We start from the raw sequence: 23,659 nt of genomic DNA, 5'->3' as shown, positions 1-23,659 counted from the left end.
AAAAGATGGGGATTCTTTGTGGTGAAAATAGTCACTGGTATCTGTCTGACCACAGCACATCCCCATCACCAACTAAAGTTACATTGTAAGCTTGGTATTGTTTCTCTCTAAAAACGAGGGGCCAATACCTGGAACTTCGAGTAACTGCTCAACATCAGTAAAAGGGCCGAACTGCTCGCGATAATTAACGATGGCCTCTGCCTTCTTCCTGCCAATTCCGCTCAGGAACTGGGCCAACTGTTCCGCATTAGCACTATTAATATTGATTTGGCTATATGCACTGTCCGTTGAGCTGCCAGCTGTGGTTGTTGCCGTTGCATTCGTCTTATCCGCCACTTTGGCAGGCGAAGAGCCTGCTTTTAGCTGGCTATTTATTGGAGTATGGCTTTGCGAATTGAGGTCTTTATTCTGAGTCGTACTCGTAGGGCTGACGGGAGCGGCAAAAACGACCTGCTGGATATTCAGACCTGCGAACAATGCGGTTATAACAAATAATTTTCCTATGAATTTCATGCTGTATCCTCCTTGTGTTTGACAGCATGACTACCTTGCCGCAACCTCCGATTCATCACAAAGGGTAGATTTCAGATATGCGAAAGGTCGCCAAAGCGACCTTTCTTTATTACATCGAGTTGCAGATGTATGCGAGACTCATGGCAATTATGGTTTTATTGCGGCTGCTGTTGCTCCGCTGGACCCATCTTAATGGTTGCCTGTTTGTGCAGATTTGCCATCAATGCATCAAAAGTCACACCGCTTGACCCTTCTAGCATTTTAGCGCTAAAGGTCTTCATCTCGCCTTCCGGCAATTTACCCGGAGTTACTGATAGCAGTTCGATCAGTACGATGTTGTCTTGACGATCCTGGGATAAGCCATAAACCGACTGATCTTTCTGCGGATGAGGCAAGGCAAAAATAGTCTGCACTAATTGATCATCGTCTGGTGCGCGTGACAAGGTTTTCTTCTCGCCAAAGCTGATACCAGCGGCTTTCATCGCCTCTTCGCCTTTACCTTGTTTCAGTGCAGTCAGGAGTTTCTCACCATCAACACGTGCCAATTGTTCTGCTTTCTGACGTTTCACCAACTCAGCAACCTGATCGCGTACTTGATCAAATGGTTGAATACCTTCAGGTTTATGAGCATCAATGCGGATAACAAAAGCACGGTCGCCGTCAACAGTGATTACATCTGAATTACTACCTGGCGCACCATTCTCACCGACCAGGCCACCGTCAAAGATTGCCTGTACAACCGGTTTGAAGTTAACCTCAGCAGGTACTGCGTCGCGAGTAAACCAGCCGGTTTGCTTAGCTTTAGCGCCTGCTGCTTCTTCCGCTGAGGCTAGAGATTCGTTATCACTGGTAGCGGCTTCACTGACCTTTTGCTGTAACGCGTAGTAAGCGTCAACGGCTTTTTCCTGCTTAACTTGTTTTGCCAGTGCATCATGCACTTCTGACAAAGGTTTAACCAGGGCAGGTTTGATGTCATTTAAGCGAACAACCAGATAACCCACCGAAGATTTAACCACATCAGACAGTTGGCCCTTCTCGGTCAGATTCGCTTGTTTCAGTTCATCAGCCGTAGTTTCTGGTTCCAACCACCCCAGTTCACCCCCATTTTTGCGGGAAATGATATCGGTAGATTTCTCTTTTGCCATCGCAGCAAAATCAGCACCTTTTTTCAGCTCCTCTAACGCCGCTTTGGCTTCAGCTTCAGTTTTAAACTGAATCACACTGTAGTTGCGTTGTTCCGGCTGGGTATAGCTGCTTTTATGCAGTTCATAATACGCCGCGATATCTTCCTCGGTGACCGTGATTTTGTCCTGCATCGCGGCAGCATCCATCGTAATGAAACTGACTTTCATCTGTTCCGGTGCAATGAAGCTATTCTTGTTCTGGTCGTAGTAGGCTTGCAGCTCTTCATCAGTGACTTTCTGCTGTGCCTGAAGGGCTTTGAGGTCAACTGTCGCCAGACGAACTTCACGTTGCTGCAAAATCAGCTCTGACATCGCCTGTGCTTCGATAGGCAGAACAAAGCCAGTATCGCCAAACGCTTGCAGCAATTGTTGATTAATGAGCTGTTGACGCTGTAATTGCGCGAATTGATCAGGGGTGTAGCCCATCCGATTAACCAGTTCGAGATATTTGTTGTTATCGAACTTATTATCGGTCTGGAAATAAGGTGCCTGACGGATGGCATCTTTAACTTGTTCGTCGCTAGCAGTCAGGCCCAGTTTTTTGGCGTACTGGTCAAGCAACATGTTGTTGACCAACTGCCCCAATACCTGCTGGCGTAATTGCAGCATGTAGCCTTCATTTGCGGCCAGTGCGGAGAATTGTTCACCTAATTGCTGCTGCAAGCGGCCACGCTCACTCTGTACAGCCTGTTCTAACTGAGCACGACTAATCTCTTGGCCATTAACTTTGGCTGCGAAGTCGTTGGAACCGCCAATCAGATAGCTGCCAACCCCGGTCAGGATAAAGGACAACATGATCAAGGCCAGAATGATTTTGAGCACGACGTTATTAGCAGCCGCGCGTAAATTGTCCATCATAATGTGACAATACTCCGCTGTAATATGGATTAAAACTGTTGCGCAGGTCTAAATAAACCCAGCATTCCTTGCGACAGCCCTTCGTGCTGCTGCGCGTTAAACTGCTTACTCTATTTGTTACTGCCTATTTTTGCTCTAAACGGGTCGCTGATATTCTCTCGTCAGACTAACATTTTACCCCCGTTTAGCGCTCAGCCAGTTCAACTGCCTAAGCGAAAAAAAAGCGCATCATTAACGATGCGCCTTGTATCTTACCTTACCAGCTCAACTGCGTCAGGTTATTGTTTAACACAAACAATATATACCCTTGGTACTTGAAGTGGCACAGGTGCCCGCTACTTTCACTAACCCGAATCGCTGACCTGAGCAGACTCATCGGTATTCGTTCGCTTACAACCTGGCTGCTACTTCATTTCCTTTGGGTATACGCGCAGATGAGAATTGACGCGGCAATCAGTTTACTGCGTCTTTCAAGCCTTTACCGGCACGGAAGCCTGGTACTTTAGCAGCAGGAATACTGATTTCTTTGCCTGTCTGAGGGTTGCGGCCAGTACGTGCAGAACGCTCACGTACTGCAAAAGTACCAAAACCAACCAGAGCTACATCATCCCCTTCTTTCAAAGATTCAGTAACAGAAGCAATAATTGCATCTAACGCGCGCCCAGCGGCCGCTTTGGAAATATCTGCACCTGCGGCAATTTTGTCGATCAGTTGTGACTTATTCACTCTTTCATCCCCTTTAGAATTCTATCGTCGCGCCGAAAATCCCTACGGACAACACGACAGCGCAGCTGTTATATCAATCCTATCCAACCTTGGCAAGCAGCCCAAAGGCATAAACTTTTGTCGGACAGACGAACTAACTTAGCGGCACAAAAAATAGCTGGCAAGTAGCATTTCACTTACCAGCATCAGTTTTATCAATACTTCTTGCGATCCGTCACTATTTTGACGCTACCGGCTGTGCCCCGAAGGCTGGATTTTGCAACGCGATGGCTAAAACATCATCAATTAGTTTAACCGGATGAATCTCCAGATCAGCGATAACATTGTCTGGGATCTCTTCCAAATCACGTTTGTTATCCTCGGGAATCAGCACAATTTTGATCCCGCCACGGTGAGCTGCCAGCAATTTCTCTTTCAAACCGCCGATTGGCAATACTAAACCACGCAAGGTGATTTCACCGGTCATCGCCACATCCGCGCGCACTGGGTTACCGGTCAGACAAGAAACCAGCGCGGTACACATAGCAATACCTGCACTCGGGCCATCTTTCGGCGTCGCACCTTCAGGCACATGCACATGGATATCGCGTTTTTCGTAGAAATCAGGGTTAATACCTAATTTATCTGCGCGCGCACGTACCACTGTCAGTGCCGCCTGAATTGATTCTTGCATCACTTCACCCAGCGAGCCGGTGTAAGTCAGCTTGCCTTTGCCCGGAACGCATGCAGTCTCAATAGTCAGTAAGTCACCACCCACTTCCGTCCATGCCAGCCCGGTCACTTGACCTACACGATTCTCAGTATCAGCTCGTCCATAATCGACCTTCTGCACACCTAAGAAGTCTTTCAGGTTGTCACCGTTGATTTCGATGTGCTTAACCGTTTTATCCATCAGCAGATTTTTTACTGCTTTACGGCACAGTTTGGAGATTTCACGCTCCAGACTACGCACCCCAGCTTCACGGGTGTAATAACGGATAATGCTCATAATGGCACTGTCATCGATGGTCAGTTCACCTTTCTTAATGGCGTTGCGCTCAAACTGTTTCGGCAACAGATGCTGCTTGGCAATATTGAGTTTCTCATCTTCGGTATAACCGGACAGGCGAATAACTTCCATACGATCCAGCAACGGCGCTGGAATATTCATGGAGTTGGAGGTGGCAACGAACATGACATCCGACAGATCATAATCCACTTCCAGATAGTGATCGTTGAATGCAACGTTTTGTTCTGGGTCCAAAACCTCCAGCAGTGCTGACGCAGGATCACCGCGCATATCGGACGCCATCTTATCAATCTCATCCAACAGGAAGAGTGGGTTCTTCACCCCAACTTTCGCCATCTTCTGGATCAATTTACCCGGCATAGAACCGATATAGGTGCGGCGATGACCACGGATTTCCGCTTCATCACGCACCCCACCCAGCGCCATACGGACATACTGGCGGCCAGTAGCACGAGCAATAGATTGCCCCAGAGAGGTTTTACCCACCCCAGGAGGCCCTACCAGGCACAGGATTGGTCCTTTAATCTTGCTAACACGGCTCTGTACTGCGAGGTATTCTAAAATACGATCTTTAACTCGTTCCAAACCGTAGTGATCGGTATCCAGAACTTCCTGCGCTTTTACCAAGTCTTTTTTAACTTTACTGCGGCTGTTCCAAGGCACCTGCAACATCCAATCAATATAACCACGTACTACGGTTGCTTCCGCAGACATCGGTGACATCATTTTCAGTTTTTGCAGCTCAGCTTCGGTTTTTTCACGTGCATCTTTCGGCATTTTGGCCGCTTCGATTTTACGCTTCAGCGCTTCGTGCTCATCCGGCGTATCGTCCATCTCGCCCAGTTCTTTCTGAATGGCCTTCATTTGCTCGTTCAGATAGTACTCGCGCTGGCTCTTTTCCATCTGTTTTTTGACGCGATTACGAATCCGTTTTTCAACCTGTAACAGATCGATTTCTGATTCCATCATCGCCATCAGGTACTCCAGACGTTCGGTGACATCGAACATCTCCAGAACAGCCTGTTTATCATTTAACTTCAACGGCATATGTGCCGCGATAGTATCCGCAAGACGTGCTGCATCATCAATGCTGTGCAGTGAAGCCAGCACTTCTGGTGGGATCTTTTTATTCAGTTTGATATAGCCTTCAAACTGATTAATCGCCGTGCGAACCAATACTTCTTGTTCACGATCGTCCATCACTGGCGATTCAAGATATTCTGCCTGAGCAGCAAAATGCTCACCGCTGTCGGAAAGCGTGGTAATACGCGCACGCTGTAGCCCTTCAACCAGCACTTTGACCGTGCCATCAGGTAACTTCAGCATTTGTAAAATCGAGGCTACAGTGCCTACTGAAAACAGATCGTTGATACCAGGCTCATCAGTCGAAGCTTCTTTCTGCGCAACCAGCATGATTTTTTTATCATGGTCCATTGCCGCTTCCAGGCACCGAATCGACTTTTCCCGGCCAACAAACAGTGGGATCACCATATGCGGATAAACCACCACATCGCGCAGAGGCAATACGGGGATTTCTATGCGTTCGGAACGCTCAGGGTTCATAGAGCTCTCTCTTAGTTTAGCTTCCGCCAGATTACTGGGAATCTCGTGAAACACGAGTCATCACGAGTTTCACTAAATAGGTAATTGAGTATATGGGGACGAATGTCTTACATTCAACGATTACAATGCGAGGAAAAAGAAATGGGGGATAAAATCCCCCATTGTCATACTAACCATCTGGATTATTTGGCTAATTATTCGCCAGAAGCTTGGGCTTCCGGTTGGCCATAAATCAGCATCGGCGCAGATTGGCCAGCAATAACTGACTCATCTACCACCACTTTCTCCACACTGTCCATTGACGGTAAATCGTACATGGTATCTAGCAATGCGCCCTCTACGATAGAACGCAGGCCACGAGCACCTGTTTTACGCGCCATCGCTTTCTTGGCGATTGCAGTCAACGCTTCATCGCGGAACTCAAGCTCCACACCTTCGAGATTGAACAACGCCTGATACTGTTTGGTCAGTGCGTTTTTCGGTTCTTTCAGGATCTGAATCAGCGCGTCTTCACTCAATTCACTCAGTGTTGCAACTACCGGTAAACGGCCAATAAATTCAGGGATCAAGCCGAATTTAATTAAATCTTCTGGCTCAGCCTGACTCAACAACTCGCCTTCGGTTGCTTTTTCTGACTTGCCTTTTACCGTAGCCCCGAAACCGATACCCGTTCCGGTGTTAATGCGCTGCCCGATAACTTTGTCCAGGCCGGCGAAAGCACCACCACAGATAAACAGAATTTTAGAGGTATCAACCTGCAAAAACTCCTGCTGCGGATGCTTACGGCCACCTTGTGGTGGTACGGCAGCAATCGTCCCTTCAATCAATTTCAACAGGGCCTGCTGCACACCTTCACCCGAGACGTCACGCGTGATAGACGGGTTATCAGACTTACGTGAAATTTTATCAATTTCATCGATATAGACGATACCACGTTGCGCTTTCTGCACGTCGTAATCACATTTCTGCAATAACTTCTGAATGATGTTTTCAACATCTTCGCCCACGTAACCTGCTTCAGTTAGCGTGGTCGCATCTGCCATGGTAAACGGCACATCCAGGAAACGAGCCAATGTCTCTGCCAACAGTGTTTTACCACTACCGGTTGGGCCAATCAGTAGAATATTACTTTTGCCCAGTTCGATACCATTACTGGTATCACCATTGCGCAAACGCTTATAGTGGTTGTATACCGCAACTGCCAACACTTTTTTCGCCGGTTCCTGACCGATGACATAATCATCCAGGTGATGGCGGATTTCGTGCGGCGTAGGCAGCGAACTGCGCTCCCGATGCGGGGCAACTTCTTTGATCTCTTCGCGAATAATGTCGTTACACAAATCGACACATTCATCGCAGATATACACTGACGGCCCGGCAATTAGCTTACGCACTTCATGCTGGCTTTTGCCGCAGAAAGAGCAATACAGCAGCTTTCCAGAACCGTCTTTGCGCTTATCTGTCATCAGTAAACCTCTTCTTCAGTATCTGCCACACCCGAAACTATGGTGGCAGGGAGACTATTCTCGCTATTGCTGGACGCCGCGCTAACCTTCAGCGGACAGCCGATATATCGGGTAGTTAGTGAACAATGTGCAATACAACTGTTCGATTACACGATTTGTTCTATTTACATACACTATAGTATATCGGCTCACAGAAATAAGTCGTTAGTCACGACGGGTGAACACGGAATCAACTAATCCGTATCCTACAGCCTCTTCAGCCGACAAGAAACGGTCACGTTCAGTGTCTCTCTCTATTTCTTCAAGAGATTTTCCCGTGTGAAGTGCCATCAGTTCATTCATGCGCGATTTCACTTTTAAAATCTCTCTGGCATGAATTTCAATATCTGTCGCCTGCCCCTGGAAACCGCCCAACGGTTGGTGAATCATTACCCGTGAATTCGGCAAGCAGAAACGTTTACCCTTAGCACCCGCAGTCAACAGGAACGCACCCATTGAACATGCCTGGCCCATACAGATAGTGCTGACATCAGGTTTAATGAATTGCATGGTGTCATAAATTGACATCCCAGCAGTGATCACCCCGCCTGGTGAATTGATATACAAAAAGATGTCTTTTTCTGGATTTTCTGCTTCCAGAAACAGCATCTGTGCCGTAATCAGGTTGGCCATATGGTCTTCAACCTGACCGGTCAGGAAAATAATGCGCTCTTTTAACAGACGGGAGAAGATATCGTAAGAACGCTCCCCACGTGAAGTCTGCTCAACCACCATTGGCACCAGAGCCATGTTAGGTGCAAATTGATCTCGTTCGCCACTGTATGACATTACCGTCTCCTAATAGAATTTACTTTGGCGCCATTCATAACCGATTCTACTTGAGATAAGTAATGATGACTATGTTCATGCATCAAGGTCGCGTGCAAGCCGTCTGGTTACCCAGACACATTCGACGGTGGTAATCAGCCAGTGTTTCATTAACATCTTATATGAACGTCTGTTAGGTTAATTGGGGGATTAATCGTCTTTTTCAAGCCCCTGAGCACTTTTTTTTAACCAAGCGGACGCTCATTATCTTTGCCGTAATCCTGACGCTCTATTGATTGTTCATCTGTTAAGTATTGCATTTCACTTTTCAAATATAGCGCAGATTAGGGCGAAACATGCCAGATTAATCATACTATTGAGTGATTATTGTTACAAAAAGAAAAGCCCGTAGCCAAAGGCTACGGGCTTAATCAGTCAAAAAACCGGATATACCCTTTGTATCAGGAGTTGCAGAGTGCCAGCTACCGACACTCACCCGAATCACTTTACTGCTTTAGCTCATCGGTATTTGTTCAATTGCAACCTACCTGCAACGCCAATTTTTTGGCGATATATTACATCCAGCTTGATGCGCTAAAAAACATTACGCAGCAGTGGTCTGATTCATCAGTTCACTGAAGGTAGTTGGTTTTTCAGTTACTTTGGCTTTAGCCAGCAGTGTTTCTACTGCTTGTTCTTCCAGAGCAACGTTACGCATATTGTTCATCAGCTCTTTATTTTTGCTGTAGAACTCAATCACTTCTTGTGGATCTTCGTAAGCAGATGCCATTTCTTCGATCAGTGCTTTAACGCGATCTTCATCCGCTTTCAGCTCGTGCTGGCTGATAACTTCGCCCAGCAACAAACCAACAACTACGCGACGTTTAGCTTGTTCTTCGAACAATTCACGTGGCAGTTCAGCAGCTTGTTTCTCGTTACCACCAAAACGCTGTGCAGCCTGACGGCGCAGAACGTCGATTTCACCTTCAACCAGTGCCGCTGGAACGTCAATTTCGTTAGCGCTGACCAGGCCGTCAATTGCCTGAGTTTTAACACGGTTGCGCACTGCGCCTTTCAGCTCACGCTCCATGTTTTTGCGCACTTCAGCACGCAGACCTGCTACTGAACCATCAGCAACACCGAAACGCTTGATGAATTCTTCAGTCAGTTCTGGCAGCTCACGCACTTCAACTTTCTTCAACACGATGTCAAATTTAGCTGATTTACCTTTCAGGTTTTCTGCGTGGTAATCTTCTGGGAAGTTTACGTCGATGGTGAATTCTTCACCGGCTTTATGGCCGATAACACCTTCTTCGAAACCTGGGATCATACGACCCTGGCCCATTGCCAGTACGAAATCAGACGCTTTACCACCTTCAAACTCTTCACCGTCGATAGAGCCGGTGAAATCCAGAGTTGCGCGATCTTCTGCAGTCGCAGCAGCGTCAGTTTCTTTCCAGGTAGCTTGTTGCTTACGCAGAGTTTCCAGCATGGTATCAACGTCAGCGTCGTTTACTTCAACAACTGGCTTTTCTACTTCAATGCTTTCCAGATCTTTCAGCTCAACTTCTGGGTACACTTCAAACTCAACGGAATAAGTAAAATCTTCGCCCTGCTTGAATTCACCAGGCACATAGTTTGGTGCGCCAGCTGGGTTGATTTTTTCTTTAATGATCGCATCAACGAAATTACGTTGCATCAGGTCACCCAGAACATCCTGGCGAACAGATGCGCCGTAACGCTGTTCAACGATGTTCATCGGCACATGGCCTTTACGGAAACCGTCGATACGAACACTTTTAGCGGCTTTCACTAATTCGCTTTTTACTGCTTTCTCAATGCTGTCAGCAGCAACAGTAATTGTTACACGGCGGCCAAGGCCTTGAGTGGTTTCAACAGAAACTTGCATCTTGTTACCTCAAAAAAATCACAGTGCTCGGTCAACTCCAGAAGCTGCAAACAAAGCAGCACCATTACCCTTTCAGGAATGATGCTAACTCTGAAAACACCCTCTAAGAACCGGGACGGCCGCATTATACAGAACCGAGTATCCCAGATGTCAGAAGCGTCCCGAAACCATTCCGGAAAAATAAGACGCGACATTATAGCGGCGCACAGGTTATGAGTCGAGGAAAGCAAGCGAATGTTGTCGCGGTAAAATTCACGCGTGAATCGTTCCTTCGGCTAAAACTCCTGTGGCGCACTAAGGAAATAAAGGTGTCGCCTATACAGAAACACAAACGGCCCTGAGGCCGCTTGCTAAATTCTCACCTACTAATACCCTAAATCAGGCCGGAATTACTACTGTTATCCAGCCTGTTTTGGATTAATACTGTCACTTAAGCCAATGTACCTGCTAAGCCAATGTACCTGCGCCACGACAAGATGGAGAAGTTGGTACCGTGTCTTGTAACCCCGCCCACTCTTTCAGCGTGTAGGTATGTAAGGCCAATGCATGAACAGTGCCGGCCAGCTCATCAGCCAACACACTATAAATCGCACGATGGCGGCTGAGAAAGCGCTGATCTTGAAATTTATCGCTGACGATCACAATTTTAAAATGACTTTCAGAACCGGCTGGAACATTGTGGCGATAACTTTCATTAATCACCTCCAAATGATCCGGTTCAAATGCCGCTTTTAGTTTTTCTTCAATTTGTTCCCGAATCAAAATCATCATGTTCTCCTTACCGCTGAGGCAGAAAGCTGCCCACTATCTATCTATTGCAAACCCACTATCTACTGCAATATTAGTTGATTTTCGCTGTTTTATAACATTTCAGATACAAAATATCCCGAATATCTCCCTTCTGCTCATTTAAGGTATAAGGCTAATCTGATAGTCAGGGGAAAAGGTTACTTGTAAGGTCTTTAAGCAAAATGAAAGGTCACAGGGCGAAAAATCACTTTTTTTGCTGAATTTCTCTACATCAGGATCTTCCACCAGCCAATCTCAGTGCTATGATGGCGCGACTGCACATTCGCAAAATAACATGGCAGCTATCCCGCTCTGATTATTAAAGAATTCCATAACTATTGAGAAAGTGAACATGCTAAAGAAAATTCTTTTCCCGCTGTTGGCTGTTTTTATACTGGCGGGTTGTGCTGCCAGTAACAACACTCTGAATGTCACCCCGAAGGTGGTATTACCACCGCAAGATCCAACTCTGATGGGGATTACTATCAGCATTAATGGTGCAGACCAGCGTCAAGATGCTGCACTGGCTAAAGTAAATCGTGAAGGCCAACTGGTGGTATTAACCCCATCCCGTGACCTGCGTTTCCTGTTACAGGAAGTGTTGGAAAAACAGATGACTGCTCGTGGCTATATGATTGGTACCGATGCTCCAGTTGATTTGCAGATTGTAGTAAACCAACTGTTTGCCGATGTACAGGAAGGTAACCTGCGCTACAACATCACCACTAAAGCGGATATTTCCATTACTGCGACCGCAAAAAATGGTAATAAACAGGTTAAAAACTACCGTGCCAGCTACAACGTTCAGGGCGCATTTACTGCAACTAACGAAAAAATCACCAATGCCGTTAATACTGTGTTGAGCGATGTTATTGCAGATATGGCGCAAGATACTAGCGTCAGCGGCTTTATCAAACAAAATGCCCGCTAATCGGTTGTTTGCTTAATATCATTATTACTGCTTAACAGAATGCTTTGCCCCGACCTTGGGGCAGAGCATGTAGGTCTCACATGCCCAATCGCTATTCAAACCTTTTTACCCAACGTAACTCCCTTATTCTTCTGTTGTTGGGGTTTGCTTCCGGCCTTCCTTTGGCCCTTACCGGTGGTACGCTGCAAGCATGGATGACGGTTGAGAACGTCGATCTGAAAACCATTGGTATCTTCTCTCTGGTTGGTCAGGCCTACGTCTTCAAGTTCCTCTGGTCCCCCTTGATGGACCGCTACACTCCCTCGTTTCTTGGCCGTCGGCGCGGTTGGTTGGTGATAAGCCAACTGTTTTTAATCGCCGCGATTATTGCCATGGGCTTTATGGAGCCTGCGAAGCATTTATGGTGGTTGGCGGCAATCGCCGTGTTGGTCGCCTTCTGTTCGGCATCGCAAGATATTGTTTTTGATGCCTATAAAACCGACTTGCTCACCGCAGAAGAGCGCGGTACTGGTGCCGCAGTTTCCGTGCTGGGTTATCGTCTCGCAATGCTGGTATCTGGCGGGCTGGCGCTATGGATAGCGGATCGCTATCTTGGCTGGCAATCCACTTACTGGTTAATGGCCGGGTTAATGTTAATTGGGGTGTTTGCTACCTTATTGGCTCCTGAACCTGATATCCGTATCGCGCCACCAAAAACGTTGGAACAGGCGATCGTCGCCCCATTGCGTGATTTCTTTGGCCGCAACAATGCATGGCTGATTCTGTTGTTAATTGTGTTGTACAAAATGGGCGATGCCTTTGCCGCGAGTTTGAGTACCAGTTTTCTGATCCGTGGTGTTGGGTTTGATGCCGGTGAAGTCGGGTTGGTGAATAAATCATTAGGACTGATTGCAACAATTATTGGCGCACTGTATGGCGGCCTGTTAATGCAACGCCTGAGCTTGTTCCGCGCGTTGATGATATTCGGTATTTTACAAGCTATCTCGAATGTGGGTTATTGGCTGTTATCCATCACTGACAAGAATATCTTCTCCATGGGCAGTGCCATCTTCCTGGAGAATCTGTGTGGTGGCATGGGAACTGCGGCCTTTGTCGCATTGCTGATGACACTGTGTAACAAGTCATTCTCCGCGACACAATTTGCCCTGTTATCAGCGCTGTCCGCCGTTGGGCGCGTTTATGTTGGCCCGATTGCTGGATGGTTTGTTGAAACACATGGCTGGCCATTGTTCTATCTATTCTCTATTGCGGCAGCCATTCCAGGCCTATTCCTGCTGTATATTTGTCGCCAAACGCTGGAGCACACCCAGAGAACTGATGAATTTATGCCTCGAACTGCTTTTAAAACCGCTTATCGCTGGGCGCTACGCTTGTTGACGGTTGGCTGCATCTTGTTAGCTATATGGCTAATTTTACTGATAAGTAACGCATTGGATTGGACCGCCGCCCCACACGTAGCTGATATGTTGTTGTTACGCGGTATTCAGCTCAGCGTCGTCGGGATGCTTCTGGGTGGAGTATTAGATTATCTGGCACTCAGGCGCGAAAAATTAGCCTAATAAACTGCATTAGATGACAAAGGCCGGTACTTATACCGGCCTTTTTTATGCCAGTAAAATAAGCCACCTGAATCCTTCCCTGCTCACTTATTGATATGAGTCACATATTTAAGTAACAGTTGCACATTGTTATTCACAAAATGTGATCCGCATCACTTTCAACTATTTATCCTTTCGTGCTGTGGGACTATGATGAGCGCACTTTTTGTTAAGGACTGTGTCCTTTTGTTTCCCCTGACATCTTTCAACTACACAGAGGCATTTATGCGTAAAATTCTTATCGGTGCGCTCGCGCTGACAACAGTCACTTTGGCTCCAGTTGCCCAAGCTGAATACCAGTGGGGTTTTGGTAATATCAGCATGAACTATCTTGACTGGACCCGAAGCACTACGCATAAATCAGGGGGTTCATCACATAAAGATGACTTCGCTTATATCGAGTTAGAAGGGGGGGCAGGTTATAGCTGGGGGGAGGTCTATGGTTTCTTTGATCTAGAAAACCCATTTAATTCAAAAACAGCACAACCCGGTGATAATCAGCGCTACACCTTTAAAACTACTGGCCGCTACTATTTAGGTGATACCGGTTTCAATCTGTACGGTCACGTCTATGGTACTTACTCACTACCGAGTGCTGAAGGTAATGATTACAGTAACTTCCACGAAGTGAACACCCTGTACGGTGTCGGCTATAACGCAACGCTAGCGGGCGTGTGGATGAAGCCTTTCGTGGCATTACATTATGTTGATCAAACCTATTATTCAGGTAATAACGGTTATGTGGTGGGTTGGGTTGCAGGTTATGACTTCACCGCGTTTGATGAAAAATTCAGTATTACCAACTGGAACGAGCTTGAATTCAACCGTGCAGAACGCTATGCCGCAGGCAATGGCGGCCGTAACGGTGTGAATGGTGCCATTTCACTGTGGTGGACACCGGTTAAGCAATTTACCACCGGTATTCAGTACCGCTATGCTTATAACAAGTTGGGGGAAGACTTTTTACAAGATGCTATCATTTACTCTATTAAATATAATTTCTAGCTAAATGATTCCGAGGTGGCTATTTAGATCACCTCGGAATATATTTTAATTTACTTTTACACCACATATTATTTACACAAAATAAGTCTATCTACGAATTTAAAATCAGTATTTCCCATGAGTAAAAGGCTAATTACTGTTGTTTTTCCTTAACATCCGCAGTCTGGCAACTATGTCCCACCGCCAACATATTGTTGCTATTAGTAAATTACCACGCAAGGCAACATCTGTGACCCCCTTAACATAAAGTGTCAACAAGCCGCTGACACAATCTTAAGCATGTTTACAGTCTTGCAACCTTCCCGTAAAATGCCCGCACACATGAAACGACAATAGAGCCCTTTTGTAATTGAGGTCGTTAGATGAGACTTAAGAAATACATTAAAAATATGGGTATGTTGTCTTTATTTGCAGCCACTGTAATGCTCAGTGGTTGCGATATGGCATTGATGAACCCCAAAGGCGCAATCGGAGTCGAACAAAAAACACTGATACTTACTGCTATCGGTTTAATGTTGATCGTCGTAGTTCCGGTTATTTTTATGGCGTTTGCTTTTGCATGGAAGTTCCGCGCGTCCAACAAAAGTGCGACCTACACCCCCAACTGGTCCCATTCCAACAAAATTGAGCTTGTTGTCTGGGCTGTTCCAATCATTATCATCGCTATTTTGGCGACGATAACCTGGAAAACCTCCCACGAACTTGACCCGTTCAAACCTATCGTAGTGGCTGGTAAAGAACCGATCACTATTGAAGTGGTTTCCCTTGACTGGAAATGGCTGTTTATCTATCCAGAACAAGGTATTGCTACAGTTAATGAACTGGCCTTCCCTACTGACGTTCCGGTGAATTTCAAAATCACTTCTAACTCAGTAATGAACTCGTTCTTTATCCCTCAGTTAGGCGGGCAGATTTATGCGATGGCCGGGATGCAAACCAAACTGCATCTGATTGCTAACGAACCTGGTAAATATAATGGTATTTCCAGTAGCTTCAGTGGCAAAGGCTTCTCTGGTATGAAATTCACTGCAATCGCAACACCGACGCAGGAAGAGTTCAACCAGTGGGTCGCACAGGTGAAAAAATCGCCGAACACCCTGAATACCACTGACGATTTCAATAAACTGGCTGAACCGAGCGAAAATAACCCGGTTGAGTATTTCTCCAGTGTTAAACCGGAGCTGTTTAAAGGAATTATTGGCAAGTTTATGGGCGATATGAACATGCACCAGAAAGGCGATGATACCCATTCAGGTATGGATATGAGCCAGGGCATGGATATGGGCGAACACGCCGCTCACGCCGGAGCCGAGGAATAAAACGATGTTGGGAAAATTAACACTTGATGCGGTTCCGCTACACGAACCAATCATTATGGTTACCGTTGCTGCAATTGTCCTGGGTGGGCTGGCTCTTGTTGCTGCTCTGACCTATTTCGGCAAATGGAAATGGTTATGGAGCGAATGGCTGACTTCGGTTGACCATAAAAAAATCGGTATCATGTATATCCTGGTCGCCATGGTCATGCTGTTGCGTGGTTTTGCCGACGCTATCATGATGCGTAGCCAGCAAGCACTTGCTTCCGCTGGTGAGGCCGGCTTCCTGCCACCTCATCACTATGATCAGATCTTCACCGCTCACGGCGTTATCATGATTTTCTTCATGGCGATGCCTTTTGTTGTGGGTCTGATGAACGTGGTCGTACCGCTACAAATCGGTGCTCGTGACGTTGCCTTCCCGTTCCTGAACTCATTGAGCTTCTGGTTCTTTGTGGTCGGGGTGGTGTTAATTAACATCTCTCTGGGGGTCGGTGAATTCGCGGGAACCGGTTGGTTGGCCTATCCGCCACTATCAGGTAAAGAGTACAACCCAGGTGTCGGGGTAGATTACTGGATATGGAGTCTACAAATCTCCGGTCTGGGGACCTTGTTGACCGGTGTTAACTTCTTCGCCACTATTTTGAAAATGCGTGCACCTGGCATGTCGATGATGAAGATGCCTGTCTTCACATGGGCGGCACTTTGCACCAACATTTTGATTATCGTTTCCTTCCCGATCCTGACCGTAACTGTCGCGTTACTGACTCTGGACCGTTACCTTGGCACCCATTTCTTTACCAATGATATGGGTGGCAACATGATGATGTACATCAACTTGATTTGGGCCTGGGGCCATCCAGAAGTGTACATTTTGGTCCTGCCGGTGTTCGGGGTGTTCTCCGAGGTTACTGCGACCTTCTCTAAAAAACGTCTGTTTGGTTACACCTCTTTAGTTTGGGCAACCATCGCTATCACCGTATTGTCATTTATCGTTTGGCTACACCACTTCTTTACTATGGGATCCGGTGCCAACGTTAACGCCTTCTTCGGTATAGCTACGATGATCATTTCCATCCCAACCGGGGTGAAAATCTTCAACTGGTTGTTCACCATGTATCAGGGCCGTATTCAGTTTCACTCTGCAATGCTGTGGACCATTGGCTTCATCATCACCTTCTCTATCGGTGGGATGACCGGGGTTCTGCTGGCGGTTCCAGGTGCGAACTTCGTACTGCACAACAGCCTGTTCCTGATTGCCCACTTCCATAACGTGATTATCGGTGGTGTGGTGTTCGGTTGCTTTGCTGGCCTGACTTACTGGTGGCCTAAGTCCTTTGGCTTTACGCTTAATGAGAAATGGGGTATCCGTGCCTTCTGGTTCTGGATAATCGGTTTCTTCGTAGCCTTTATGCCGCTGTATGTTCTGGGCTTTATGGGTATGACCCGTCGTCTGAGCCAAGATATCAATCCAGAATTCCACGCGATGTTGATGGTGGCTGCTGGTGGTGCAGTACTGATTGCCTGCGGTATTTTGTGTCAGGTTATTCAGGTCTTCGTCAGTATCCGTGACCGCGAACAAAATCGTGACTTGACCGGTGACCCATGGGGTGGCCGTACGCTGGAGTGGTCTACCTCTTCCCCACCGCCGTTCTATAACTTCGCCGTAGTGCCTGAAGTTGTTGACCGTGACGAGTTCTGGGATATGAAAGAGAAAGGTGAAGCGTACAAACGTCCGGCGAAATACGAAGAAATCCACATGCCGAAGAATACCGGTGCAGGTGTGATTATTGCTGGCTTCAGCTTGATCTTCGGCTTTGCCATGATCTGGTACATCTGGTGGCTGGCCATTATTGGCTTCGTCGGCATGATTGTTACCTGGATTGTGAAGAGCTTCGACGAGGATGTTGATTACTATGTGCCAGTTGCAGAAGTTGAGCGCATTGAGGATCTTCATCATGAACAAATCAGCAAAGCAGGCGTGAATCATGTCAACTGAAACTCTGACTAACCACAACGTCGCCCATGCAGAGCATGGGCATCACGATGCGGGAGCGACGAAAGTCTTCGGCTTCTGGATCTACCTGATGAGCGACTGTATTTTGTTTGCGACCTTGTTCGCAACCTATGCAGTGCTGGTAAACGGGACCGCTGGCGGTCCTTCAGGGCGGGATATCTTCGATTTGAACTTTGTTCTGGTCGAAACCTTCCTGTTGTTGTTCAGTAGTATTACTTACGGCATTGCGATGCTGGGCATGAACAAAGGCCATAAAAACCAGGTCAACACCTGGTTGGGTCTGACCTTCTTGTTCGGTCTGGGCTTTGTGGCAATGGAAATCTATGAATTCCATCACCTGATTGCTGAAGGCTATGGCCCGGATCGCAGTGCGTTCCTGTCTAGCTTCTTCGCACTGGTTGCCACCCACGGTATTCACGTTACCGCAGGTCTGGTCTGGATCATCATTATGATGATTCAAGTAGCAAAACGCGGATTGAATGAAACCAACCGCACCCGTCTGATGTGCCTGAGCTTGTTCTGGCACTTCCTGGACGTGGTGTGGATCTGCGTATTCACCGTTGTCTATCTGTTAGGAGTCATGTAATGAGTCATCCAACATCTAGTCACCCAACAACGACTCACGGTGGAGCCAGCCACGGTAGCTTGAAGTCATATCTTATTGGCTTCATTCTATCGGTGATTCTGACAGTTATTCCATTCGCTATGGTGATGAGTGGTACCGCCTCTCATACAACTATTCTGGCCACAGTGGTCGGTTTAGCTGTGGTGCAGATTATTGTGCATCTGGTGTACTTCCTGCACATGAATGGTAAGTCTGAAGAACGTTGGAATCTGGTGGCGTTCCTGTTCACCGCTATGATTATCGCAATCGTTGTAGTGGGCTCACTCTGGATTATGTACAACCTCAACATCAATATGATGGTTGACTGAAGAGCTGCATGTGATGATTAAGCAATACCTGCAAGTAACTAAACCAGGAATTATTTTCGGCAATTTAATTTCTGTCGTTGGGGGATTTCTCCTCGCTTCCAAAGGCGTGATTGATTACCCCCTTTTTCTCGCCACCCTGATCGGTGTCTCGTTAGTTGTTGCCTCCGGGTGCGTATTTAACAACTATATCGACCGTGATATCGATAGCATCATGGAGAGAACGAAGAATCGTGTCCTGGTCAAAGGGCTTATCGATCCGAAAGTGAGCCTGATTTATGCGTCCGTACTGGGTATTGTTGGCATGCTGTTGCTCTACGTGGCCGCCAATCTATTAGCAATGATGCTGGCGATTATCGGTTTCGTTATCTATGTCGGGGTTTATAGCCTCTACATGAAACGCAAGTCAGTCTACGGAACATTGATCGGCAGCTTGTCAGGAGCCGCACCACCCGTAATTGGTTACTGTGCGGTCACCGGCCAGTTCGATATGGGTGCATTGATTTTGCTGCTGATTTTCAGTCTGTGGCAGATGCCGCACTCCTATGCCATCGCAATTTTCCGCTTTAAGGATTATCAGGCTGCCAACATTCCGGTTCTGCCGGTAATAAAAGGCATATCGGTCACCAAAAACCATATTACCCTGTATATTCTGGCGTTTATGGTTGCGACCCTGATGCTGACATTAAGTGGTTATGCCGGTTATAAGTATCTGGTTGTCGCAGCGGCGGTCAGTGTCTGGTGGCTGGGTATGGCATTACGTGGCTACAAAGCGACCAATGACAGCGTATGGGCGAGAAAACTCTTTGTCTTCTCAATCATTGCTATTACATCATTGAGCGTCATGATGTCAGTCGATTTCAATGTCCCTTCCTCGGTTGGATTACTGACTTACGTCGGGTAACACCTAGCGCATTGATAGACACAAATAGAGTGGCTGATGGGCCTGTTCCTGCCAGCCACTTTCTCTTTCTGCCCTACCCTGCTTTCACCTAAAATCTCGCCTGTAATACATTCTAAACATCAATAGATTTACCGGCCCCTATTAACATCATTACAATACACCCTATAGATTTCAAAGTGCGGCCAACACACCGGCACCTTGAAAGATGACGATATCGTGCAGAATGTTTTTGAGGTGTAATGAACGACAATAAAATGACTCCGCTTGAGCTTCGGGCAACCTGGGGGCTGGGCAGCGTTTTCTCACTGCGCATGCTGGGCATGTTTATGGTTTTGCCGGTTCTCACCACCTATGGTATGGCACTGTCTGGCGCCAGCGAAGCGCTAATCGGCATAGCCATTGGCATCTACGGACTGGCTCAAGCTATTTTTCAGATCCCCTTTGGATTAGTTTCCGATCGTATTGGCCGCAAACCGCTGATCGTGGGCGGCCTGTTAATTTTTGCCCTTGGTAGTGTGATTGCTGCCATGAGTGACTCTATTTGGGGCATTATTCTGGGCCGCGCGCTACAAGGCTCCGGTGCCATTGCCGCCGCCGTCATGGCGCTGCTATCTGATTTGACCCGTGAACAAAATCGCACCAAAGCCATGGCATTTATCGGTGTCAGTTTTGGTATTACCTTTGCGATTGCCATGGTGCTCGGGCCCATCGTCACCCATGCCTTTGGCCTGCATGCCCTGTTCTGGGCTATCGCCATACTGGCGCTATTAGGGATTGTCATTACATTAGCTGTGGTGCCGGATGCTGATAACCATGTACTTAACCGCGAGTCCAGTATTGTTAAAGGTAGCGTCAGTAAGGTGTTAAGTAACAGCCGGTTGCTTAAGCTCAATTTTGGCATTATGTGCCTGCATATTTTGCTGATGTCGAGCTTTGTTGCATTACCGCAGATTATGGCCAGCGCAGGTTTAGTCCCGGCTCAACACTGGAAAGTGTATCTGGTGACAATGCTGATTTCATTCGCAGCGGTGGTGCCGTTCATTATTTATGCTGAAGTCAAACGCCGCATGAAACAGGTCTTTATGGGCTGCGTTGCGGTGCTGTTTGCCGCCGAAGTAGTGCTGTGGTCTGCCGGCCACAACCTCTGGGTGATTATTGCTGGTGTGCAATTATTCTTCATTGCGTTCAATGTGATGGAGGCTATTTTACCCTCGTTGATCAGTAAAGAGTCACCAGCCGGGTATAAAGGCACGGCAATGGGGATCTATTCCACCAGTCAATTTATTGGCGTAGCTATTGGCGGCAGCTTGGGGGGATGGCTATTTGGCATGGAAGGGGCAAGTATGGTGTTTGCTGGCGGTGCGGTGATTGCGCTAGTGTGGTTTGCAGTCAGTGCCACTATGCAAGAACCGCCCTATGTCAGTAGCCTGCGCATTACCTTATCTGAATTGGCGGTGAAAGACTCCGCATTGGAACAGCGGCTCAAGGCTCAGCCAGGGGTGACAGAAGCGGTTGTAGTGATGGCCGAACGCAGTGCATATATCAAAGTTGATACCAAACAGACTAATCGCAACCAGTTAGAGCAGTTAGTTAACGCGGTATAAGAGAGCGCTAAGGTACAAAGGCTATCAACACCTTTGTACCTGGCTCGTTAACTCAATATCAGTCGCGGAAGTTATTGAACTGGAACGGCTGCCCCAGATCAGCACCACGAATCAAGGCCATGACACTCTGTAAATCATCACGCGCCTTGCCTGTTACCCGGACTTGTTCGCCCTGAATTTGTGCCTGAACTTTCAGCTTGCTGTCTTTAATCAGCTTAACCAGCTTCTTAGCCTGGACACTTTCGATCCCTTGTTTCAGCTTGGCGTCCACACTGTAGGTTTTCCCACTGCGCTCCATTTCTTCCGGGATTTCTAATGCAGCACCTTCAATACCACGCTTGCTCAATTGAGCACGTAAGATATCCAACAACTGCTCAACCTGAAAATCAGATTCGCTGACGACTTTGATACTTTCGTTCTTTTCATTTAGCTCAAAACTCGCCGGAACATTACGAAAATCCCAACGGTTCGCCAAATCACGGGTGGCGTTTTCAACTGCGTTACGCACTTCCTGCATATCAATTTCAGATACGATGTCGAAAGATGGCATATTCCCTCCTCCTGATAAGATGACTGGCAAGCATAATAACCGCTTTATCTACGCAGACAAAGCCATGCCGCAGACAATTACTCAACGAAGCCGCGGTTATTAACGGACCCGATTTGTTGCTAGCCCTGCGTTTAATGACTAAAAAGTCTATAATCAACACATAACATTTAGAACGATGCAGTGTGCTTTCCGCTTACACCAAGGGGGTTTCAATGAAAATTACTGTGCTTGGTTGCGGAGCTCTCGGGCAGTTATGGCTATCAGCGCTGTATCAGCAAGGCCATGATGTACAAGGCTGGCTCCGTGTGCCACAGCCCTTTTGTTCAGTCAATGTTATTACGTTAAGCAATGAGGCGTTCAACCAGAACCTACCGACTAATGATCCAGAGCATTTGTCGAAAAGTGAATTATTACTGGTGTGCTTAAAGGCGTGGCAAGTATCCAGCGCTGTCATCGCCCTATTACCCAAGCTTAACCCTGAGTGTAAAATTTTACTGCTGCATAATGGTATGGGCACAGAGGACGAACTGCCGCGCCATGAGTATACCTTCCTGCATGGTGTAACCACTCATGCAGCCCGACATGACGGCAACACGATAGTCCATGTTGCCAGTGGGGTTACGCATATTGGCCCAACCTCGCCAACGGCAATAGATATCAGCCATCTGGCCGATGTACTACATCAGGCACTGCCGGATGTCGCCTGGCATAACGATATATCAGCAGCTTGTTGGCAAAAACTGGCGGTAAACTGTGTAATTAACCCGCTCACAGGGCTGTATAACTGCCGCAATGGTGACTTGCAGCGCTACCCAGAGCTGATTAGCAGTTTATGTGCCGAGGTAGCCAGTGTTATGGAGATGGAGGGCTACCACACCTCAACCAGCAGCCTGTTAAGCTATGTTAACGATGTTATCCAGAGTACCGCAGATAATACCTCGTCGTTATTGCAGGATTTACGCTGCCAGCGGCATACCGAGATAGATTACATTACTGGTTATTTACTGCGGCGTGCGCGCAACCACGGTATGACGTTACCGGAAAATGCCCACTTATATGATTTAATAAAACGTAAGGAAAATGAGTATGAGCGTATCGGCGCTGGTTTGCCTGGCTCCTGGTAGCGAAGAGACCGAGGCGGTCACCACTATTGATGTTCTGGTGCGCGCCGGTATCGAGGTAACAACCGCCAGTGTCGCCAGTGATGGAGCATTGGAAATTGTCTGTTCACGCGGTGTCCGCTTGCTGGCAGATACCCGTTTAGTGGATGTGGCGGATCAGAAATTTGATGTGGTGGTCCTGCCTGGTGGTATAAAAGGTGCGGAATGTTTTCGCGATAGCCCGCTGCTGGTTGCTACTGTGCGTCAAACCCATAATGAAGGACGACTGGTGGCCGCCATTTGCGCTGCTCCCGCCTTGGTACTTGAGCATCACAATTTGTTCCCTGTTGGCAATATGACCGGCTTCCCAGCACTGAAAGATAAAATCGATGCCACTAAATGGATGGATCAGCGGGTAGTTTATGATCGGCGGGTGAATTTGGTCACCAGCCAAGGGCCGGGTACTTCCATCGATTTCGCACTGAAGATCGTATTTTTGCTGCTCGGCAGGGAAAAGGCCGAAGAAATCGCCTGGCAGTTGGTACTACCGCCAGGGATTTATAACTATACCCTTCAGACTTGAAGCCGCAGGGTTGTTAGCTACGCGCACTACTCGGCCCGTCCATGAGCCTCGCCTCTGCGAGGCCGCTGCTAGCAGCGTTCAAATCTGCTCCGGGCAGATTTGTCACCCGAATCACTTACCTGAGTAAGCTCATTGGGATGAGTTTGCTGGCTGCCTACCTGCAACTCCAATTACTTTGGGTATATAGTGAATATGATCATAGCAACCACGGCGCAAGCCCAGAGTGGCAAAGCGCAGTAGCCGCTGACGATCCCCAACAAGGCGTCGCGAGCGAAAGGAGTTTGAGCACAGCGCAAG

General features: G+C 47.4%; 20 protein-coding genes. 11 read left to right on the top strand and 9 right to left on the bottom strand.

Annotated elements, in window-relative coordinates; translation table 11 throughout:
• Positions 1-78: 78 nt before the first annotated feature.
• The 8 genes from Q2T71_RS04025 to bolA all read right to left on the bottom strand — a co-directional run bounded on the left by Q2T71_RS04025 (position 79) and on the right by bolA (position 10,803).
• Positions 79-513 (bottom strand): ComEA family DNA-binding protein, encoded by a 435-nt coding sequence (locus tag Q2T71_RS04025; protein WP_372558196.1) that lies wholly within the window; start codon positions 511-513, stop codon positions 79-81.
• A gap of 155 nt (positions 514-668) precedes the next feature.
• Positions 669-2,555: a peptidylprolyl isomerase gene (gene ppiD, locus Q2T71_RS04020; RefSeq protein ID WP_372558195.1), complete on the bottom strand. Its 1,887-nt coding sequence runs from the start codon at positions 2,553-2,555 to the stop codon at positions 669-671.
• Positions 2,556-3,008: 453 nt separating this feature from the next.
• Positions 3,009-3,281 (bottom strand): nucleoid-associated protein HU-beta, encoded by a 273-nt coding sequence (gene hupB, locus Q2T71_RS04015; RefSeq protein WP_004392663.1) that lies wholly within the window; start codon positions 3,279-3,281, stop codon positions 3,009-3,011.
• A 217-nt stretch (positions 3,282-3,498) separates the two neighbouring features.
• Entirely contained in the window at positions 3,499-5,853 is a 2,355-nt protein-coding gene (gene lon, locus Q2T71_RS04010; protein WP_005182204.1) for an endopeptidase La, read from the bottom strand.
• A 194-nt stretch (positions 5,854-6,047) separates the two neighbouring features.
• Positions 6,048-7,319 carry an ATP-dependent protease ATP-binding subunit ClpX gene (gene clpX, locus Q2T71_RS04005; RefSeq protein WP_004703362.1) on the bottom strand — a complete coding sequence of 424 codons (1,272 nt, stop codon included), beginning with the start codon at positions 7,317-7,319 and terminating at the stop codon, positions 6,048-6,050.
• A 204-nt stretch (positions 7,320-7,523) separates the two neighbouring features.
• Positions 7,524-8,147, bottom strand: coding sequence for an ATP-dependent Clp endopeptidase proteolytic subunit ClpP (gene clpP / locus Q2T71_RS04000; protein ID WP_005272733.1), 624 nt, complete (start codon positions 8,145-8,147; stop codon positions 7,524-7,526).
• A gap of 583 nt (positions 8,148-8,730) precedes the next feature.
• Positions 8,731-10,035 (bottom strand): trigger factor, encoded by a 1,305-nt coding sequence (gene tig / locus Q2T71_RS03995; protein ID WP_083160023.1) that lies wholly within the window; start codon positions 10,033-10,035, stop codon positions 8,731-8,733.
• A gap of 447 nt (positions 10,036-10,482) precedes the next feature.
• A complete protein-coding gene (gene bolA / locus Q2T71_RS03990) occupies positions 10,483-10,803 on the bottom strand; it encodes a transcriptional regulator BolA (protein ID WP_372559839.1) in 321 nt (106 codons plus the stop codon).
• A 373-nt stretch (positions 10,804-11,176) separates the two neighbouring features.
• Here bolA and Q2T71_RS03985 point away from each other — a divergent pair, with 373 nt between their 5' ends.
• The 9 genes from Q2T71_RS03985 to Q2T71_RS03945 all read left to right on the top strand — a co-directional run bounded on the left by Q2T71_RS03985 (position 11,177) and on the right by Q2T71_RS03945 (position 21,129).
• Positions 11,177-11,755 carry a lipoprotein gene (locus Q2T71_RS03985; RefSeq protein ID WP_083160027.1) on the top strand — a complete coding sequence of 193 codons (579 nt, stop codon included), beginning with the start codon at positions 11,177-11,179 and terminating at the stop codon, positions 11,753-11,755.
• Between the two features lie 80 nt (positions 11,756-11,835).
• On the top strand, positions 11,836-13,314 hold the full coding sequence (ampG, locus tag Q2T71_RS03980; RefSeq protein WP_372558194.1) for a muropeptide MFS transporter AmpG: 1,479 nt from the start codon (positions 11,836-11,838) through the stop codon (positions 13,312-13,314).
• A gap of 264 nt (positions 13,315-13,578) precedes the next feature.
• Complete coding sequence (locus tag Q2T71_RS03975) at positions 13,579-14,358, top strand: outer membrane protein OmpK (protein WP_372558193.1); 780 nt, start codon at positions 13,579-13,581, stop codon at positions 14,356-14,358.
• Positions 14,359-14,720: 362 nt separating this feature from the next.
• Positions 14,721-15,677 (top strand): cytochrome o ubiquinol oxidase subunit II, encoded by a 957-nt coding sequence (cyoA, locus tag Q2T71_RS03970; RefSeq protein ID WP_083160033.1) that lies wholly within the window; start codon positions 14,721-14,723, stop codon positions 15,675-15,677.
• Between the two features lie 4 nt (positions 15,678-15,681).
• The gene (gene cyoB, locus Q2T71_RS03965) at positions 15,682-17,673 is read left to right on the top strand and encodes a cytochrome o ubiquinol oxidase subunit I (RefSeq protein ID WP_372558192.1); all 1,992 of its coding nucleotides are present in this window, start codon (positions 15,682-15,684) and stop codon (positions 17,671-17,673) included.
• A complete protein-coding gene (locus Q2T71_RS03960; RefSeq protein ID WP_083160037.1) occupies positions 17,663-18,277 on the top strand; it encodes a cytochrome o ubiquinol oxidase subunit III in 615 nt (204 codons plus the stop codon). Before cyoB ends, Q2T71_RS03960 begins: the two co-directional genes overlap by 11 nt.
• Positions 18,277-18,624, top strand: coding sequence for a cytochrome o ubiquinol oxidase subunit IV (locus tag Q2T71_RS03955; RefSeq protein WP_372558191.1), 348 nt, complete (start codon positions 18,277-18,279; stop codon positions 18,622-18,624). Before Q2T71_RS03960 ends, Q2T71_RS03955 begins: the two co-directional genes overlap by 1 nt.
• A 13-nt stretch (positions 18,625-18,637) precedes the next feature.
• Positions 18,638-19,525 carry a heme o synthase gene (gene cyoE, locus Q2T71_RS03950; RefSeq protein WP_083160039.1) on the top strand — a complete coding sequence of 296 codons (888 nt, stop codon included), beginning with the start codon at positions 18,638-18,640 and terminating at the stop codon, positions 19,523-19,525.
• Positions 19,526-19,764: 239 nt separating this feature from the next.
• Positions 19,765-21,129, top strand: a complete 1,365-nt coding sequence (locus Q2T71_RS03945; protein ID WP_102970458.1) for an MFS transporter — start codon at positions 19,765-19,767, stop codon at positions 21,127-21,129.
• A gap of 58 nt (positions 21,130-21,187) precedes the next feature.
• Here Q2T71_RS03945 and Q2T71_RS03940 read toward each other — a convergent pair whose 3' ends face one another.
• Entirely contained in the window at positions 21,188-21,679 is a 492-nt protein-coding gene (locus Q2T71_RS03940; protein WP_083160041.1) for a YajQ family cyclic di-GMP-binding protein, read from the bottom strand.
• A 212-nt stretch (positions 21,680-21,891) separates the two neighbouring features.
• Between Q2T71_RS03940 and panE the strand changes: the two genes are divergently transcribed.
• A complete protein-coding gene (gene panE / locus Q2T71_RS03935; protein ID WP_372558190.1) occupies positions 21,892-22,803 on the top strand; it encodes a 2-dehydropantoate 2-reductase in 912 nt (303 codons plus the stop codon).
• Positions 22,766-23,362 (top strand): protein deglycase YajL, encoded by a 597-nt coding sequence (yajL, locus tag Q2T71_RS03930; RefSeq protein WP_372558189.1) that lies wholly within the window; start codon positions 22,766-22,768, stop codon positions 23,360-23,362. The genes panE and yajL overlap by 38 nt, the downstream gene beginning before the upstream one ends.
• The last annotated feature ends 297 nt before the right edge of the window (positions 23,363-23,659 follow it).

The organism is Yersinia sp. 1652 StPb PI, from assembly GCF_041538345.1.
Classification (GTDB): Bacteria; Pseudomonadota; Gammaproteobacteria; order Enterobacterales; family Enterobacteriaceae; genus Yersinia; species Yersinia enterocolitica_E.
The sequence above is the reverse complement of the archived record's forward strand: the minus strand, read 5'-3'. Positions and strand labels throughout refer to the sequence as shown.